General features: G+C 46.9%; 17 protein-coding genes. 9 read left to right on the top strand and 8 right to left on the bottom strand.

Features of this window, described 5'->3' with window-relative positions:
- The first annotated feature begins 5 nt into the window (after nt 1-5).
- Entirely contained in the window at nt 6-755 is a 750-nt protein-coding gene (locus B7992_RS06755; RefSeq protein WP_141100394.1) for a hypothetical protein, read from the top strand.
- Nucleotides 756-964: 209 nt separating this feature from the next.
- On the opposite strand, the gene thrS is transcribed toward B7992_RS06755, so the two are convergent.
- Nucleotides 965-2,926 carry a threonine--tRNA ligase gene (gene thrS, locus B7992_RS06750; protein WP_088665866.1) on the bottom strand — a complete coding sequence of 654 codons (1,962 nt, stop codon included), beginning with the start codon at nt 2,924-2,926 and terminating at the stop codon, nt 965-967.
- A 415-nt stretch (nt 2,927-3,341) separates the two neighbouring features.
- Here thrS and B7992_RS06745 point away from each other — a divergent pair, with 415 nt between their 5' ends.
- From B7992_RS06745 to B7992_RS06730, 4 genes are all read left to right on the top strand, one after another.
- Nucleotides 3,342-3,602 (top strand): type II toxin-antitoxin system RelB/DinJ family antitoxin, encoded by a 261-nt coding sequence (locus B7992_RS06745; RefSeq protein WP_073159591.1) that lies wholly within the window; start codon nt 3,342-3,344, stop codon nt 3,600-3,602.
- The gene (locus tag B7992_RS06740) at nt 3,602-3,880 is read left to right on the top strand and encodes a type II toxin-antitoxin system YafQ family toxin (RefSeq protein ID WP_088665865.1); all 279 of its coding nucleotides are present in this window, start codon (nt 3,602-3,604) and stop codon (nt 3,878-3,880) included. The genes B7992_RS06745 and B7992_RS06740 overlap by 1 nt, the downstream gene beginning before the upstream one ends.
- A 176-nt stretch (nt 3,881-4,056) precedes the next feature.
- Nucleotides 4,057-4,239, top strand: coding sequence for a hypothetical protein (locus B7992_RS06735; RefSeq protein ID WP_088665864.1), 183 nt, complete (start codon nt 4,057-4,059; stop codon nt 4,237-4,239).
- Between the two features lie 110 nt (nt 4,240-4,349).
- Complete coding sequence (locus B7992_RS06730) at nt 4,350-4,991, top strand: CatB-related O-acetyltransferase (protein WP_073159596.1); 642 nt, start codon at nt 4,350-4,352, stop codon at nt 4,989-4,991.
- Nucleotides 4,992-5,641: 650 nt separating this feature from the next.
- On the opposite strand, the gene B7992_RS06725 is transcribed toward B7992_RS06730, so the two are convergent.
- The gene (locus B7992_RS06725) at nt 5,642-6,961 is read right to left on the bottom strand and encodes an ATP-binding protein (protein ID WP_139258348.1); all 1,320 of its coding nucleotides are present in this window, start codon (nt 6,959-6,961) and stop codon (nt 5,642-5,644) included.
- A 72-nt stretch (nt 6,962-7,033) separates the two neighbouring features.
- Here B7992_RS06725 and B7992_RS06720 point away from each other — a divergent pair, with 72 nt between their 5' ends.
- From B7992_RS06720 to B7992_RS16600, 3 genes are read left to right on the top strand one after another with little or no spacing between them, the layout of a single operon-like run.
- Nucleotides 7,034-7,327 (top strand): type II toxin-antitoxin system RelB/DinJ family antitoxin, encoded by a 294-nt coding sequence (locus B7992_RS06720; protein WP_073159599.1) that lies wholly within the window; start codon nt 7,034-7,036, stop codon nt 7,325-7,327.
- A 20-nt stretch (nt 7,328-7,347) separates the two neighbouring features.
- Nucleotides 7,348-7,761 (top strand): putative toxin-antitoxin system toxin component, PIN family, encoded by a 414-nt coding sequence (locus B7992_RS06715; RefSeq protein ID WP_249269455.1) that lies wholly within the window; start codon nt 7,348-7,350, stop codon nt 7,759-7,761.
- The gene (locus B7992_RS16600) at nt 7,758-7,922 is read left to right on the top strand and encodes a hypothetical protein (RefSeq protein ID WP_158236684.1); all 165 of its coding nucleotides are present in this window, start codon (nt 7,758-7,760) and stop codon (nt 7,920-7,922) included. The genes B7992_RS06715 and B7992_RS16600 overlap by 4 nt, the downstream gene beginning before the upstream one ends.
- Before the next feature lie 8 nt (nt 7,923-7,930).
- Here the strand turns inward: B7992_RS16600 and B7992_RS06710 are convergent, their stop codons facing one another.
- From B7992_RS06710 to B7992_RS06685, 6 genes are all read right to left on the bottom strand, one after another.
- A complete protein-coding gene (locus B7992_RS06710) occupies nt 7,931-9,556 on the bottom strand; it encodes a polysaccharide lyase family 1 protein (protein WP_088665863.1) in 1,626 nt (541 codons plus the stop codon).
- Nucleotides 9,557-9,697: 141 nt separating this feature from the next.
- Nucleotides 9,698-10,348: an N-formylglutamate amidohydrolase gene (locus B7992_RS06705; protein WP_176421869.1), complete on the bottom strand. Its 651-nt coding sequence runs from the start codon at nt 10,346-10,348 to the stop codon at nt 9,698-9,700.
- Between the two features lie 31 nt (nt 10,349-10,379).
- Entirely contained in the window at nt 10,380-11,630 is a 1,251-nt protein-coding gene (locus tag B7992_RS06700; protein ID WP_073238342.1) for a glutamate-cysteine ligase family protein, read from the bottom strand.
- A gap of 116 nt (nt 11,631-11,746) precedes the next feature.
- On the bottom strand, nt 11,747-13,249 hold the full coding sequence (locus tag B7992_RS06695; protein ID WP_073238345.1) for a RimK family protein: 1,503 nt from the start codon (nt 13,247-13,249) through the stop codon (nt 11,747-11,749).
- A gap of 25 nt (nt 13,250-13,274) precedes the next feature.
- Nucleotides 13,275-13,970: a peptidase-C39 like family protein gene (locus B7992_RS06690; RefSeq protein ID WP_073238348.1), complete on the bottom strand. Its 696-nt coding sequence runs from the start codon at nt 13,968-13,970 to the stop codon at nt 13,275-13,277.
- A gap of 137 nt (nt 13,971-14,107) precedes the next feature.
- Nucleotides 14,108-15,214, bottom strand: a complete 1,107-nt coding sequence (locus B7992_RS06685) for a glycoside hydrolase family 16 protein (protein ID WP_088665861.1) — start codon at nt 15,212-15,214, stop codon at nt 14,108-14,110.
- A 421-nt stretch (nt 15,215-15,635) separates the two neighbouring features.
- On the opposite strand from B7992_RS06685, the gene B7992_RS06680 reads away from it, so the two are divergent.
- The gene (locus tag B7992_RS06680; RefSeq protein ID WP_088665860.1) at nt 15,636-15,899 is read left to right on the top strand and encodes a hypothetical protein; all 264 of its coding nucleotides are present in this window, start codon (nt 15,636-15,638) and stop codon (nt 15,897-15,899) included.
- The last annotated feature ends 5 nt before the right edge of the window (nt 15,900-15,904 follow it).

Here is a 15,904-nt window from a genome sequence, read left to right as displayed (position 1 = left end):
TTGTTATGAAAAAAAATGTTTGCTCTGTTGTTTTAGGAGTGTCTATGCTTCTTTTTTGGGGGTGTTCCTCTGATTCTGCTGGTAGCGTAAATCCTGAAAATCCTATCAATTCTAAAACGTCAACATGTGCTTTGGTGAATAATTATTTGCCAGCATCTTCGATTTTATATAGTGATGATGGGAGGGGGGGGTGTATTGCGTCAGGACAAAGTTTTTCTAATGATGAATATATGGCCTATGATGCAGCTTTGGTTGCCATGGGATTTAATAAATCTGATGTATCTGTGGGCTCTGCGAGTTATACTAAATCCGTCGAAGATGCTAGTATTGTGACTGTAGATTTGTCCTACGTGAGTGAATCGCAGATTCTTTCTGTGGTGGTGACAAAACAAGATCGAATATATGTTTTGGGGGATGTGGAAAAAGTTGCAAAATTGTATATAGAGCCTGTTGTGCAGCATTTTTATAATTTGGATCTTGTTTGGAATGGATCTCTTGATAGTATTAAAACAACATATGATCAAGGAAATATTGAAAATTTGAAGGTTTTTTGTAGTCAAATTGAACAGGTGTTAACTGAGAACGGATGGACTAATGTAAATATTGATTATTATGCGGGTAATCTGACATATATTTATGCTTATATGTTATATGAAAATAAATCTTATTCCTTGAATGTGGAATTATTTGGGCGGAACAATTATAACCCTCATTACGAACAAACTCAAGTGACGATAAAATTAATGAAACTTTAATCATAGAAGTGACTGTTGAAAAATATTCTTCTTGTGTTTTTTATTTTTGACAAAAAATTAAATGGATTATGTATTAAGGGGCTAGGTTAAAAGATTGTAAAGTCAACAGTCGTTTTTATTATAGATTCTATAAAAAACGCAGACTCAATCGAGTCTGCGTTTTCAAAATGTCATCCCCGCGAAGGCGGGGGATCTTTCGTGTATGGCGGTTAGCGAACAACCTTGCGATCGTCAGCGGTCATATTGAGGAATTCAGGAACCGTCTTAAAGTTTTCCAAAATATCTTGGAAATTTTTATTTCCGCCCTGTTTACGTTTACGAATTGTGATTGAATTGAATTGTTGCTCTTTTTCGCCTACAATAATCATGTATGGCACTTTCTGCATTTCACATTGACGGATTTTATAGCCCAATTTTTCATTTGACTCGTCAATTTCAACGCGCATGCCGGCGTTCACCAGTTCGCGTTCCACCTTGTGGGCGTATTCAGCGAACTTTTCGGAGATGGGGAGGACGCGTGCCTGGACCGGAGCGAGCCACAGCGGGAAATCGCCCATGAATTCTTCGATAAGAATGCCCAGGAAGCGTTCGATGGAACCCACGGCTGCGCGGTGCAGCATAACGGGGATGTGCTTCTGGTTGTCCTTACCCACATATTCAGCACCAAGGCGCTGCGGCAAGTTGAAGTCAACCTGGATAGTACCGCACTGCCAATCACGGCCGAGGGAATCCTTCAGGGTGAATTCAAGCTTCGGGCCGTAGAAGGCGCCTTCGCCCGGGTTCAAGATGTAGTCGAGGCCAGCAAGCTTGGTGGCTTCTTCGAGAGCGGCTTCAGCCTTGTCCCAAAGTTCGTCAGAACCCACGCGGCGTTCCGGACGGGTAGAGAACTTCACCACGATGGAATCGAAACCGAAGTCGTGGTAGATTTCCTTTACGAGAGCGCAGAAGTCAGCCACTTCGGAAGCGATCTGTTCTTCAGTACAGAAGATGTGGGCGTCATCCTGAACGAAGCCGCGGACGCGCATCAAACCGTGCATGGTGCCGGCGGGTTCGTAACGGTGGCACTTGCCGAATTCAGCAAGACGCATCGGAAGATCACGCCAGCTGCGGAGGCCAGTGTTGAAGATCTGAATGTGGCAGGGGCAGTTCATGGGCTTCACAGCCATTTCAACGTCGCCAGCCATGGTCTTGAACATGTTTTCGTTGTACTTGTCGGCGTGACCGGACTTAATCCACAAAGTCTTGTTCACGATTTCCGGAGTGATCACTTCCAGGTAACCGCGACGGTCGATCTTGCCACGGATGTAGTCCTTGAGGGCGTTCACCATCTTGGTGCCGTTGGGGTGCCAGAACACCATGCCAGGAGAATGGTCTTCGATGTGGTACAGATCCATTTCCTTACCGATGCGGCGATGGTCGCGCTTTTCGGCTTCTTCAAGGAACTTCAAATAGGTTTCCAGGCCTTCCTTGTCGGCAAAGCAGGTGCCGTACACGCGGGTCAGCTGGTCGCTGTTCTGATCGCCGTGCCAGTATGCACCTGCGAGGGAGAGCAGCTTGAAGGACTTCAGCTTGCCAGTGCTGGGAACGTGAGGACCTGCACAGAGGTCTTCCCAGTTCTTGCCCGGTTCGCCGTTTGCATAGAAACTCAGGGTGCCGTCGGCGCCTTCACGAGCCAGAGCGCGTTCGGCGTTGTCGGTCTTGTACTTGTCGCCAGCGGTGCGCTTCAGGCCTTCTTCACCGGAAACAACCACGCGAGTGAACGGGCGGTCTTCCTTGATGATTTCCTTCATGCGCTTTTCGATCTTTTCGAAATCGGACTGCTGAAGCGGGGTCGGTGTCATCAAATCGTAGTAGAAACCCTTTTCAACTGCGGGACCGTAAGCCAGCTTTGTGCCCGGGAAAAGGTCGCAGATGGCTTCTGCCATCACGTGGCTGCAGGAGTGGCGGAGCAGCATCAAGCAATCCGGATCGTCATTGTTCGGAGTGATGATCTTGAAAGCGCCATCTTCAGTAAGGGGGCGGGAGAGATCCAGGACCTTGTCGCCCAGCTTTACGCCGAGAGCCTTGCGTGCGAGGCCTTCAGAAATGCTCTTTGCTACATCGAGGCCGGTGGTGCCAGATTCAACGGTACGTACGCTGCCATCGGGCATGGTGAGGTTGATTTGAGACATAATAATTTCCTTTTTTGGGCAGTTCTTGCCCGGTTCCCTAGAAATACGACATCTAGCGGTGAGGGCAAACATAGAATTTGGAGAGCGTCGTGGCTACCGGATTTGCCTGGTTGACATGACTGAGCCGTGCTAAATGCACTCGAAGAGTGCCAATTAGGAATTATGAATTATGAGAGAAAAAGAGGGTGGAGAATGTGTGTTTTTGCGAGTTGTTTTTTGTATTTTCTCCACTGACATGCGATGGTTGCAGAACTGTTCTGTAACAAGCCGTATTTTCTACATGATTCCTTATGGGATTTTTATGGAAATGCGGCTTTTTTTTGTTATGTCGGAATGAATTGTAATGATAAAGAATTGATTTGTAATGACAAATAATGTAACTTTAAGCTGTAGAACAAAAATAAAGGATATTTCTATGGCTACTTTGCAACTGCGCGTGGATGACGAACTGAAGGAAAAGTCTGATAAGCTTTTCCAGTCTTTGGGAATGGATACATCCACCGCGATCCGCGTTTTTTTGAAGTTCGCTGTAGAGTATAATGGTATTCCGTTTGAGGTCCGCCACAAGCCGGACCTTTCCTTGGAACGTGCTGTTGCCGATAGTCGAAATGGTGAAAATCTTCATGGACCGTTCGCAACCGCCGAGGAGGCCGTTGCATCGATGCTGGAGGATTAGTGTACTGCATCGTCTATACGAACCGCATGAAACATGACGCCAAATTGATGAAAAAACGAGGCAAGGACATGGGCAAACTGGTTGCAGTGCTAAATAAGTTGGCTGCAGGAGAAACTCTGCCGGAGTCAAATCGCGACCATCAGTTGACAGGATCCTTGAAAGATTTCCGTGAATGCCATATAGAACCTGACTGGCTGCTGATGTATCAAATCATTGAAAACCAGCTGGTGTTATCCGCGACCGCAACAGGCTCCCATTCGGATCTATTTGGAAGATAGCGTATTCTCAATGCTGTCTCCCTGCAGGAAAATGTCGTGGGGACTGTTGAGGGCCAATTCATTCATTCCCCCTAAATTAGGCACGAAAAAGGCGCCCCCCAATGGAGCGCCAAATTATACCAAAAGACACCAAAATTTATTTTTTTTAAGACAAACCCTAACTAGGTGCTTATAAAATGATTTTGGAAGAAATTATCAGCTCGGACAAGTTTATTCAATGGACTTTAAAAACGGGTTATAATATTGGGATGATGATTCCGACGGGCTTTTGGATTGATCGCAATATTGGGAAAGGTAAAGAGTCTCTGGAATTGCGTGAAGAGGTGAAGTTTGACGATTTCTTAAATGCTTTGAATTAATCTGTTTTGGAAGGAAATGATCAAATAGCAACCTTTTTAATAAAACAGAGAAAAAGACATAAAGATCAAGATGGGCTTGTCCTGTAATTGTTTTTTGTGAGGAATGCGTAATGAAAAACGGAAAAGAGCCAAATCCGAATACCGTGCATCCTATCGCCGGTTATGAGAAAGAAATATATGTGAGACCAACAATTAAGAATCCGAATATTATTGTTGGCGAGTTTTCTTATATTGCTGATTCTGAATTTGAGAGTCATGTGACGAACTTCTACCCGTGGAGTAGAGACAAACTGATTATCGGCAAGTTCTGCCAAATTGCATCAGGTGCAGAGTTTATGATGAATGACGCAAACCACCAGATGAGTGCGATATCTACTTTTCCGTTTTATACACTTGAAGGCTGGGACATGGAGGCTCCAAATCCGAATGATATGCCGTTTAAGGGAGATACTGTTATAGGGAATGATGTCTGGATCGGGCAGGATGCGACCATCCTTCCGGGAGTACATATCGGTGATGGTGCCATCATCGGCGCAAAGAGCGTAGTTGGAAGCAATGTGGAACCTTATACGATTGTTGCAGGAAATCCGGCGAAACCTATACGTAAGAGATTTGATGATGAATTGATTCATCTGTTGCTTGAATGGAAATGGTGGGATAAAACCATTGAAGAAATTAACAGTCTGATTCCGATACTGACATGTTGCGACCTTGATAAAGTTAAAACAGAAATAAAATCAAAACTGAAATAAGAACATGCCCTCCCGGTCATCAGAAATGGTGACCAGGAGGGCTTCTTCGTGCCGGTATTCAGTTTTATATGGGCTATTTTGATGCCCGGATAAATCTTAGATGACATAAAATAAAAAAACGAGTTTTTCAGGGGAAACTCGTCAAAAAACCAGCCGCCCAAGTCCTTTCGAACCCCGACTTTATAGAATTCCCTTACGGGCCTATACGTTGCAGCACTGCATTTAAAGTGCCACGTCATTCCATAATATAGTAAAAAAAGCTAGGGCTTCGGCGGCGAATATCAAGGAAGCATCGTTGCCCCCCCCCTTGTTTCCCGTGACAGATTGTCTTACCTTTAGTAAGTAAATGTAAGGAATTAAGATTTTGTCGGCTAAAATAACCACAAAAGATCAAAATATCATGTCTGTGAATGCTCAAATGGAACTTGGGTTTTAGGAGGGGGCCTTGATTAACGCTTTTCTTGGAAAATCTTTTGCAGATGAACTGAAAGAATGGCGTCGTGATTTCGATGTGGTTGACGATGGAGTCATCAAGATTTTGAATAACAAACCTCAAACTGCCTAATATCAAAAAGGTTTCAAAAATTTGGGGATGATGTGTGGGGGCGAACTGGCAATTTTTGAAATTGTAGCGATTTCCGTACCAAAAATCAAAACACAGTATCCAACTTCTTGTAGTTGAAAATTCTGTGCTCCATGTAAGAATCCATTTCGTCACCGGAATAAATCAGGCCGCCTTGTTTTCCTTCAAAATTTGGGACAAAGCTTTCGGCTTTGGTGAAGTTCTTGAAAAATTCCTGCACAATGGAATCGCTGGCTTTGATTTCGTACGGAACGACGGATCCGCCTCTAACATCAAGCAAGTCGATTTCAATGCCTGATTCTGTTCGTAAAAAGTAAAGGTCAGTTTTTTTGCCAGCATTCAGTCGAGCCTTCATGGCTTCGAGTATAACCATGTTTTCAAACAGGTTGCCGAATAAGCCATCTTTTTCAACACGTTCTGCATTTGTCAGGGAGAGCAGCGAACACGGAATACCCGTATCTACAAAGAATACCTTTGGCGATTTTGTCAAGCGCTTGGTAACATTGCCAAACCACGGCTGCAATGTAAATACAATGTGGCTTGCTACCAAAACGGAAAGCCATTCCTTGAGAGTTGTAGAACTTACGCCGACATCGCCTGCCAAGCTGGAGTAATTGATAATTTGCCCAACTCTGCCTGCCAGTAATGTGAGAAACAGCTCAAACTTGCGAAGATCCTTGACATTAATTAAGGTTCGGACATCTCGTTCAATGTATGTTTGGATATAGTCGCGATAGTAACTCTCTGCTTCAAGATTTTTTTCGTAGAGGCGTGGCATGCCTCCGTTTAAAATGAATTCGCCCCGAGAAAACTCTTTGTTGTAGTTTGAAATTTCAGAAATGGAATAAGGCAGCAGAGTAAAGATGCTTGTTCGTCCGGCGAGGCTCTGGGAAATCGCTTGGCTCAATAAGAGCTGCTGGCTACCCGTGATTACAAACTGTGCGTCCAGTCCTGTTCGATCTACCTCCACTTGTACCTGGCTCAGCAGTTCCGGACAATTCTGGATTTCGTCTAGGATGATGGGGGGCTTATGGGATGCCAAAAATCCCTTGGGGTCTCTGTGGGCAAAATCTCTCAAATCTCGTTGTTCCAAGTTTACATACTTGTAATTAGGAAACAGTTTTTTTGCCAAAGTAGTTTTGCCGGATTGCCTTGGCCCGACAATCGTTATGACTGGGTATTTTATTCCTTCTGAAAGAATTTTTTCTTCAATTTTCCTAGAAACCATGCCTAGAATATAACTAATACATTGTGGAAATTTCAAGTTAAATTTGATATTTCCACAATAATCAATGTCAGAACGGATGATTGAAAATACACAAACCTTACTTTGTGTAATGGTTTGTATTATATTTTGATAAAATTGCTTCGGCTCGGAAATACCCAAATGTGAACATTTGGGTGCTTCGCTCGCCTTGCATATTTTTGTAATGTATTGAACTTGTAATGCGAGGCGTTTATGGCAACTACTGTGCTACAGATTCGTATGGATGAAGACCTCAAGAACGAGGCCGCGGATCTTTTTGACAAGATGGGGATGGACCTTCCCACTGCAATCCGCGTTTTCTTAAAGCGAGCTGTGGCTGAAAAGGCGATTCCCTTTGAAGTTCGCGAACCTCGCGCTACTTACTCTGCCAATAAAGGTTGGAATGCGTTTATGGAGTTGCGCAATCAGGCCCAGCAAGGCCCTGCCGCAGGGATGAGTGAAGAAGAAATCGAAGCAGAAATTTCAGCCTACCGCGCGGGAAAGTAACAACGGCGGAGGAGCTCGTGGTGTACGCTGTTATTGACACTAACGTCATTGTGTCATCTTTGTTGACGAAGAATCCTTTGTCTCCTGTGATGTTGGTGATGCACGAACTTTTTGCTGGGAAAGTGCAATTGCTTGTTAATGACGCTATTCTTGCGGAATACAAAGAAGTCCTTTCTAGACCTAAGTTTGAGCTTGACGAAAAAGCGGTTTGCGAAACTTTGGAAAATATCAAAAGCCTTTGTATAAACGTTGATGCTCCAGAAAGCGGAGTTGTACTTCCCGATCCCAAGGACATTGTGTTCTATGATGTTGCTCTTGCTTGCCGTGACAAGGACGCGTCGCTTGTAATGGGGAATACCAAACATTTTCCAGGAGTTTCTTTTGTTGTAACTCCTCGGGAGTTTCTAGAAATTCTTGTGAAGGAGGGGGTGTGAAGAACGAACATGAAAAGTCGTTTCTTGAGGAACTTGAAAAATGGCGCAAGGATTACAATGTGACTGACGATAGTGTTGCTAAAGTCCTGAATAGAAAATCCAGGGAACTATCCAATGCGAAAAAGAATCCCAAAATTTGGGATTCTTCTTTCGTGTTCTGAAGTTCAGATTACTTCACCACGTAGATGCTGTTTCGAGGCGTTCCTGGGATTGAAATCTTTTTGCCTTCTTCTATATAGACTTGGCGGATGGCGATTCTTTGTCCCATGGGATTGAAAACGTGGACGGTGGCCATACCGCTCTTACGGGCGATTTGCATATCCTTTGCTATTGCAGTGGGGTCCGTACTGTCTGCAGGATTCTTTTCTACTTCAGAACTGTCAGCAGGAATTTCCCCTATTTCGGTACTATCCGCGGGCGTTTCAATATCGGGGACCTTGGTGGAGTCATCCTCAACGGGTTTTGTGTATCCGTCCACTAATCCGTTCAGGTAGATTTCCATATTCAGGTAGCCGGATGCATCCTTTTTCAAGGCGTCGCTGGGATCGTTCTTATTCAAACCCATTTTCTCTTCCCATTCATCGGGAATGCCATCCTTGTCGGTGTCGGTCTTGGTGCCGTCTTTAAAGTTGCCAACCACATTGGCGAGGCTTAAGCTTGCTTCGTCAGAAATGATAGCACCCTTTTTCCCCAGAGAAGTCAATTCGTCAATCATGTATTTGTCAACGTCATCGCGTGCGGGGTAAGAGGCTCCTACTTCTTTCACGATAATGTCGTAGGCTTCCTTGGCGGATGTTTGCTGGGTGATGGCTGCAAAGGCTACGGGCAAGTTTTCGAAACTATCGTGCGATGCTACCGTTTTAGACCCGTAGAAAGATCCGTCGGATTCTGTGGTCGCCAGGGATCCGCCCAGCTGTCCGTTTCCATCGGCATCGATGTAGTTGCCTTTCTGGTAAATCTGGAACGTTTGTGTGCCGCGGGTAAAGGCGGATGTGCCGCTGGAATTGGGGCCGCCAATAAAGTAGTTGTCTTCTACTGCGGCCCAGGAGTTTCCTTCGGAATCACCCATAATGTAGCCGCCGCCTCCGCCCCAGTTATAAACCACGTTGTTTACAAACTGGTTCAGACCCTTCACCTTCGGGTTACGAGTCTTGTTATCAATGTACAAATTGCGGAATAAGGTTACACCGCCATCAGTTTGTATCAGGCCTCCGCAGGAATGGTCGTGCAGTCCTTGGCCGATAATGGAATTCTGGATGGTAATGTTTGCGGGTTTGCTACCCTTGTTGTCCCAGCTAATGGAGAAGGTTTCATCGCGGCCCCAGCTAATGGACAGATGGTCAAAAATCATATCGGTGCCGTTAGCCACACCGGCGGCATCCTTCTTGCCGCTAGGCGCACTTTTACCCATGCGGAAACGCATGTGGCGAATAATCAAGTTCTTGGCGCCAGAAAAGGAAACGCGATCACCGTAAACCACAACGCCATCCCCTGGGGCCGTTTGCCCGGCAATGATGGAGTTGCCCTTGAAAACCAAGGTACTCTTCAGCTTGATAATGCCACTGACGTCGAAGACCACAATACGTCCGTCTTTACTGACGGCGTCTCTCAAGGAGCCTGTGCCGGAGTCGTCTAAGTTGGTGACGTGATAAACTTCAGGAGCGCTGGCGGCGCGAACGCCCAAAGTGAAGCGGCCAAATCCCTCGGCAGAGGGGAATGCCAACAGAGGTTCAGCGGCAGATGCTGCGGAGATCCCGAAGGACAAAATCAGAGCTGAGCTTAGAAAATTTTTCATACAAACAATCCCTTTTTAACACCAGCTGTAAATCTAATGTTTTTCAGGAAAAATACGATGAAAAAGTCTAGGAAGCGTTCAAAAACCGTTGTCTTTGGACAATTCTACTTTTTGGGGGCTGTATTGAGGAGAATTAGCAACTCACCCAAACAGTTTTTGGTTAAACTCTATCTCAAAGCCTGCGTAATGGGGTGTCAGCTTGCGGAGGGTGGTGCAGAGTCCGTCGGTTTTTCCTTGGTAGGGAAAGTTTTTACGAACTTTCAGTTCTGGTGCCCTAGCGTGAATTTCGCTGATGATTACGTTTGCAATCATGTTTTCTTGCGGGCGGCTCGGGTCAAAGAGAATGCCGATGTCGGCGTCCCTTTCCTTGCCGTTCAGTACCGGCGTAAAACTGTGGATCGCCAGATGTAGAACGGGTGTTGTTGCTGCGGTGGTGCTGACGTATTCTTCTACGGCATTGCGGTAACCCAGATAGTAGGCGAAGGCTCTCTTTCTTAGGGCGAAATATTTTGCGTCCCCCTGATTGTCCTTGATGGAATCCCAGAATTCGCTGAACACGCTATGGTTCCATAGGCTTCGATTCAGGTCGATAAAAAGTCTGCTGTATTTTCCAGCGCAGTAGAAATCGGGCTTTTCCTGTTTGACAAGACGTTTATAGATGTCATAAACACCATAGTCGTAACCCCGATGGGATTCCAAAATTTCGCAGGGAATGTTTAGATTCCTGGCGAATGAGGGAACTGCGTTATGGGCATGTTCGCAGGAGAGGAGTAGTTTGAAATCGTTGAACATAGAATGGCTCTTGTTGTGCGGTTTGATTGGATTACTCTTCCACTCCATAGAGGGTATTTTCGGCTAGGCAGTGAGCCAAGCGTCCGTATTCACAAACAAAGTCGTCATGGCCGGGGTTGGCACCTACATTTTTTACTAGAGCACTTGCCAGGGTTCCGCGCTTAAACATTTTGCGGAGAAGCTCCAGGGAATGTACGGAAATTTTGGCTTGAACCTTAGAAGTGATTTTCTGAATCAGTTCGCCGGCGGTGATTTCGCTAGCCTCGATGCCAAAGACGGTAAGGAAGTTTCTGTCGCGGATGATGGTCTTTTCTGCAAAGCGGGTGGTGTCCATCAGGATCTTTGCTAAGGCCTCCGTTTCCAAAGCTTTTACGCGTTTCAGGGCGCAGCTGGAATTGATGCCGTTGAAGGCGCCTTCAGTAAGGCCCTTCAAGACTGCTACTTCCCATTCGGCGATGGCGATGTCTGCATCGGGGCATTCCTGAATATCCACCAGGCGGATTTCTACGGCGCCGCGATCAAAGCGGGCGATGGCTCCGCGACTGTTTAGGAAGAAATGGTTCAGCAGGTGTTCCGGATCGTGGGGGGCGATGTCCTTCTTTACTTTCTCGAAAATCTGCTTGTTATAGTCTTCGTAGGTAAAGACGGCTTCCGGAATCACGAGCCCTGCAATGCTAGGGACTCTATCCTGATTGTGGCGGTAGGTTTCAATACGGCCGTCCAGGAAACCGCAGTATTTCCCATCCAGGAAGGGGCTGGAGGCGGCGATGGCGGGAATCAGGGGCAACAGCGCGCGAATAGCGGCGTGCAGTTTTCCAAATTCTTCGTCACCATTGAAGCTCAGGTTGATGTGGGTGCTCTGCAGGTTTGCCCAGCCGTGACCCTTGCAGTTGAAAATGCGGTCATAGGTCTCGTAGATTTCGTTGCAGTCATAGGGCCACAACTGCATTTCTGCCGGATCCATAAAGGGGTGGGCTGCGCTAGGCAGGAGCATGGCGTTTATGGATTTCAGCTTTTCGTTGGCAAGGAGAATTTCCTTGTGGAAGGTGGCTCCCAGATTCTTTAGGTGGTCCACCGGTTCGGCGCATTTCAGTTCCAGAACATGGCTAACCAGTTCGTTGGAAAGGCCAATGGGGCCGTGCTCCACGTCGGAAAGTTGTTCGCCGTTCTTGTCATGACCCAGGGGCACATCAGCACGAGGGAGAACATTGAGATTGTCACGGTCAACGATCATGTATTCCATCTCGATGCCGTATTTTTGCCAAAGTTTGTATGCGTTCATAATTATTCTCCACTCGTCATTCTGAGCGCAATGCCGAAGAATCCATAAAGCATTTCACTGGATCCTTCATTTCGCTGCGCTCCATTCAGGATGACGTATTCAGTGCACCCTTATTCCTACAGGTAAAACTCTCTTTCGTGTTGAAGGATCTTTTGCTGTGCTGCGTTCAAGCGGTCTTCAATTCGGTGACGCAAAGATCGCATAATGGCTGAATAAATTTTCTTTTTGCCCACTTGGTCTTCGATGCCGGCGTCAATGCTGGGGTTGTCATTGACTTCCATCACGATGGGGTGGCCGTTCCATTCCTTAAGATCTACACCGTACAATCCGTTTCCGATCATGCTGCAAATCTTTAGGGCGGTTTTCACAACGCCATGGGGCACGCTTTCGATGGGGAGGCAATCGAACATGCCGCAGATTTCGTCCTTGTCTTCGCTGGCCCAGTTGTAAATCTGCCAATGGTCCTTGGCCATATAGTACTTGCAAGCGTAAAGGGGCTTTCCGTCCAGAACGCCAATGCGCCAGTCAAATTCCGTGGGGGTGAATTCCTGGGCGATAAGCAGGTCGCTATGTTCGAACATCTGGTCCAGAGTCTTTTCCAGTTCTTCCTTGTTGGAGACTTTCTTGACGCCTAAGGAGAAACTGGAATCCGGGGACTTGAGCACCATAGGGAACCCGATTTCCTTGGCCAAAGTATGGCGGTTTTCGGAATGGGCGATGATGGTTCTGGGGGTATGGATTTTGGCGGCCTGCATCAGTTCCTGCAGGTAGACCTTGTTGGAACAGCGGAGGATACTGTCCGGATCGTCGATGACGGCAATGCCCAGAGATTGGGCGCGGCGGGCGAAACTGTAAGTGTAATGATTGACGTTTGTAGTTTCGCGGATGAACAAGGCGTCAAATTCGCCTACTCGGGCGTAGTCCTTCTTGGTAATCAGTTCTACGCGGAAACCTGTTTCTTCGGCAGCCTTGATGAAATTCTGGATGGCCTGCGCGTTGCTGGGAGGTTCCTTTTCATCGGGGTTGGTGAGGATGGCCAGGTCGTAAAGGTAATCCTCTTCCTTGCTTGCCACGTAGCGGTTCTTTTCGAAGTATTCCTGGGCGAACTTGTTCACCATTTCCATATGGGTTTCGGGAATTTCGTCGACGCAAATGGGGCGGATACTCTGGATAAACCATTTCTGCTTGAAAATGAACTTTGCACGAAGCAAGGGCGCCTGGAAAAGGCGGTAAAGTTCCTGGGAAAGTTCCAGATATTGGGGGCTGACATTCTGACCGAAATAAATGCTCAGTACGAATTCCGTGCCGGTCAGCTTGTGAAGATTTTTTTGAATCAGGTTGTCGATTTCGTCGGAGATATGCTTGATGACCGCAGTGGTCTTGAAGTCGCGAATGTTCTTGACGCAAGGAATTACCTTGTGTCCGCGGGCTTCTGCCAAAAGGGATACGTAGTAGCCCTTGCTCTGGTAACTGTAATCGCGGCAGAGGTTGAATACGCGGGTATTCTTTTCGCCGGTGTATTTGTGGGAGATCAGGTAATCCTGTGCGGATACGATTTCAATTCCTGGAACATTTAGTTTCCAGTTCTTCGGGTTATTCACCACGATGATTTTTTTCATGATTGTCTTCTGTTGAAGTTTTTCCCTACTTCTTTTCTACTACAAGAACGTTGCCGTCGTAGGTCATGACGCCAAGTAAAATGCTGTGGATCAATCTGAACTTATCCACCTTGTAGTAAGGTCCTTTGCAAAGGGGATTTGTGCAATCCGGGTCTGCCACCAGAAAGTTTTTCTTTTCGTCTAGGCCGTAGAGTACCACGAAGTGTCCGCAGGGGTCACCCTTGATATCGTCAGAGACGGAACGATCGTTTTCGTCGGTGTATTCCCGCTTGCATCTGTAGAGATAGGTGGCCGAGAGACCGCAAAGGACAGGGGTGCCCTTCTTAAAGAATTTCTCGAACATGCTAGCCCGCAAATCGGCGGTTGCGATGGTTCCTCCAAGGTCAATGAAGCGGATGTAGGCTTCGATGGCCTTCTTCAGCTTGGGGGCGTGTTTTGCCTTGTGCAGCGCGCAAAGTCTTTCGCGCAGTTCCGGCATTTTCAAGTCGCTCCAGCTGGGATCGAAAATCTTGAGATTGTAAGAGTAGATGGTGGCATTGAATCCTCTTTTTAAAGCGTCTATGCCCAAGAACACCCCGAGGGTGCCGCCTTCTTCAAGAGATTCAATTTCTGAGATGAGTTGGTGGAGGGGAACGTTTAAGCCAAGATGCGCGTAAACCGCATGAAGGCTCGTGGGGCCGCAGGTTACATCGTTAGGCTGCGGCAGGATTCTGATGTCCATCTTTGCCTCTGTCGAACGCCCTGGTCAACATGACCTAGGCCCTAAACTTGGCGGAGTCAGGTTGCCATCCTGGACCGTCGATTGGACATGTATAAAACTACCAATAAAAAGGTAGGAAAACAAGGGGGTCAAAAAAATTATTTTTTATACACTCTAATGTAGTCCACCAGCATTTCGTTGGGGAATTGAGAGTCGTCGATTTCGAAGCCCGGCCAGGTACCGCCAACAGCCACGTTTAGGATGAAGAAAAAGTCCTTGTGGAAGGTTCCCATTTCGCCGGCGGCGTCCTCAATCCCGATTTCCTGGTACTTGAAATCGTCCACGTACATGGTGATGGCGCTCTTGTCCCAGGTCATTTTGTAGTTGTGGAACTGGGTGATGTCCATGGGGTAGGAGGTACCGTAGTATTCCTTGGTGTTGTTGCCGTATTCGGCGTGTTGACCTTCGTGGTCCCAGTGGTGGGTGCCATAGACTACGCTTTCGTCATTGACGGCTTCAATAATGTCGATTTCGCCGCAGGTGGGCCAGCTGACCTGATCAATGTTCTTGCCTAGCATCCAGAAGGCGGGCCAGATTCCCTTGCCGGAGGGCAGGGCGATGCGGGCCTCGATGGTGCCGTAGGTAAATTCGAACTTGCCCTTGGTAATGATTCGGGCGGAGGTGTACTTGGCGGTTCCGAAGTCTTCCTTCTTGGCGGCAATGTGGAGGATGCCGTCCATCACGTAGGTGTTTTCGGTACGGTCGGTGTAGTATTGGAGTTCGTTATTGCCCCAGCCGGAATTTCCTGTTTCGTAGGTCCATTTGGTAAGGTCCAGGGCGGTGCCGTTAAATTCGTCGGACCAGAAGGCTGTGGGGTCGGCGGGGGTGTCTGTGGGGAGTCCTGCGGATTCGCTGCTGGCAGGGTCGTCTGCGGAACTTGACTGCGCAACGTCTGCAACAGAGCTACTAGAAATAGACTCGTTGCTGCTACTAGATTCCTCGGCTACGCTCGGAATGACATTCTGGGAACTGCTAGAAGGTTCCGCGGCGGAACTTAACGGATTCTCCACGGCAGAACTTGCCAGCGTTGCGTCACCGGAGCTTACTTGCGCTACATCTGCGGAACTTTCCAGAACGTCACTCACGGAACTTGATTCGGGAGCATTGTTGTCAGTACCTGCTGGACTGTCTGATGAACACGCAAAAAAGTTAGCGCTTGCCAACAGGAGTGCAAAAAAGTAGCGTTGAACGTTTGCCAGTTGCATAATTCAAAATTTAATCTCTTTTGTGTCGAGTTCTCATTGAACTTTTGTATATTCTCGCTTGCATTAGCGAATGCAACATAGTTTATTAGATCACTTTCCTGCCTTGTGGCGGAGGTGGTCTTTTTTTTATGCTGACAAAAAATGACCTGTGAAAATGAGTGTATTTACAAAGTGTAATACGTTTTGTATATTAAATTCTGATCGGGGGCGTGTGTGAATATTACGGACCATGCGGCCGATCAGATGAAAAAAAGAGGCTTCACAGTAGAAATGCTGGGGCAGCTTTTGAAAGGACGATACTGGTTGAAACCATCGCCTCAACGACAGAATTGTTGTTTGATGACGGGCTTTGTTGATGGAAAATGGTGGACTGTGGTTACCGAAAGTGATTTGTATACTATGGTAACAGTAAGGAGAGCTCATGCGTCGGAAATTGAAAGTGATTAGAAGGATAAATGACGATTTTACCTTGGTAGAGGATTGGCATACTAAGGAAGAATTGGAAGAGATAGAAAACGAAGTGGGGGTGGGCGAAGGTATTGTAATCCCTGCTGGCGAACCTGGCGAGTCCGTTGACCAAGCTTTGGTACGTGCACGCAAGGCCATAAGAGAATATGAAAAACAGCAAAAGAAAGTGAGGCATCATCAACATGTGTGGAAGCATTTAGGCTGCCTTGCTAGATGATTCTC

Origin of the sequence: Fibrobacter sp. UWH1 (genome assembly GCF_002210365.1) — a bacterium.
In the GTDB taxonomy this organism is placed as follows: Bacteria; Fibrobacterota; Fibrobacteria; order Fibrobacterales; family Fibrobacteraceae; genus Fibrobacter.
Note: the sequence above shows the minus strand (reverse complement) of the source record. Positions and strands in the feature narration are given on the sequence as shown.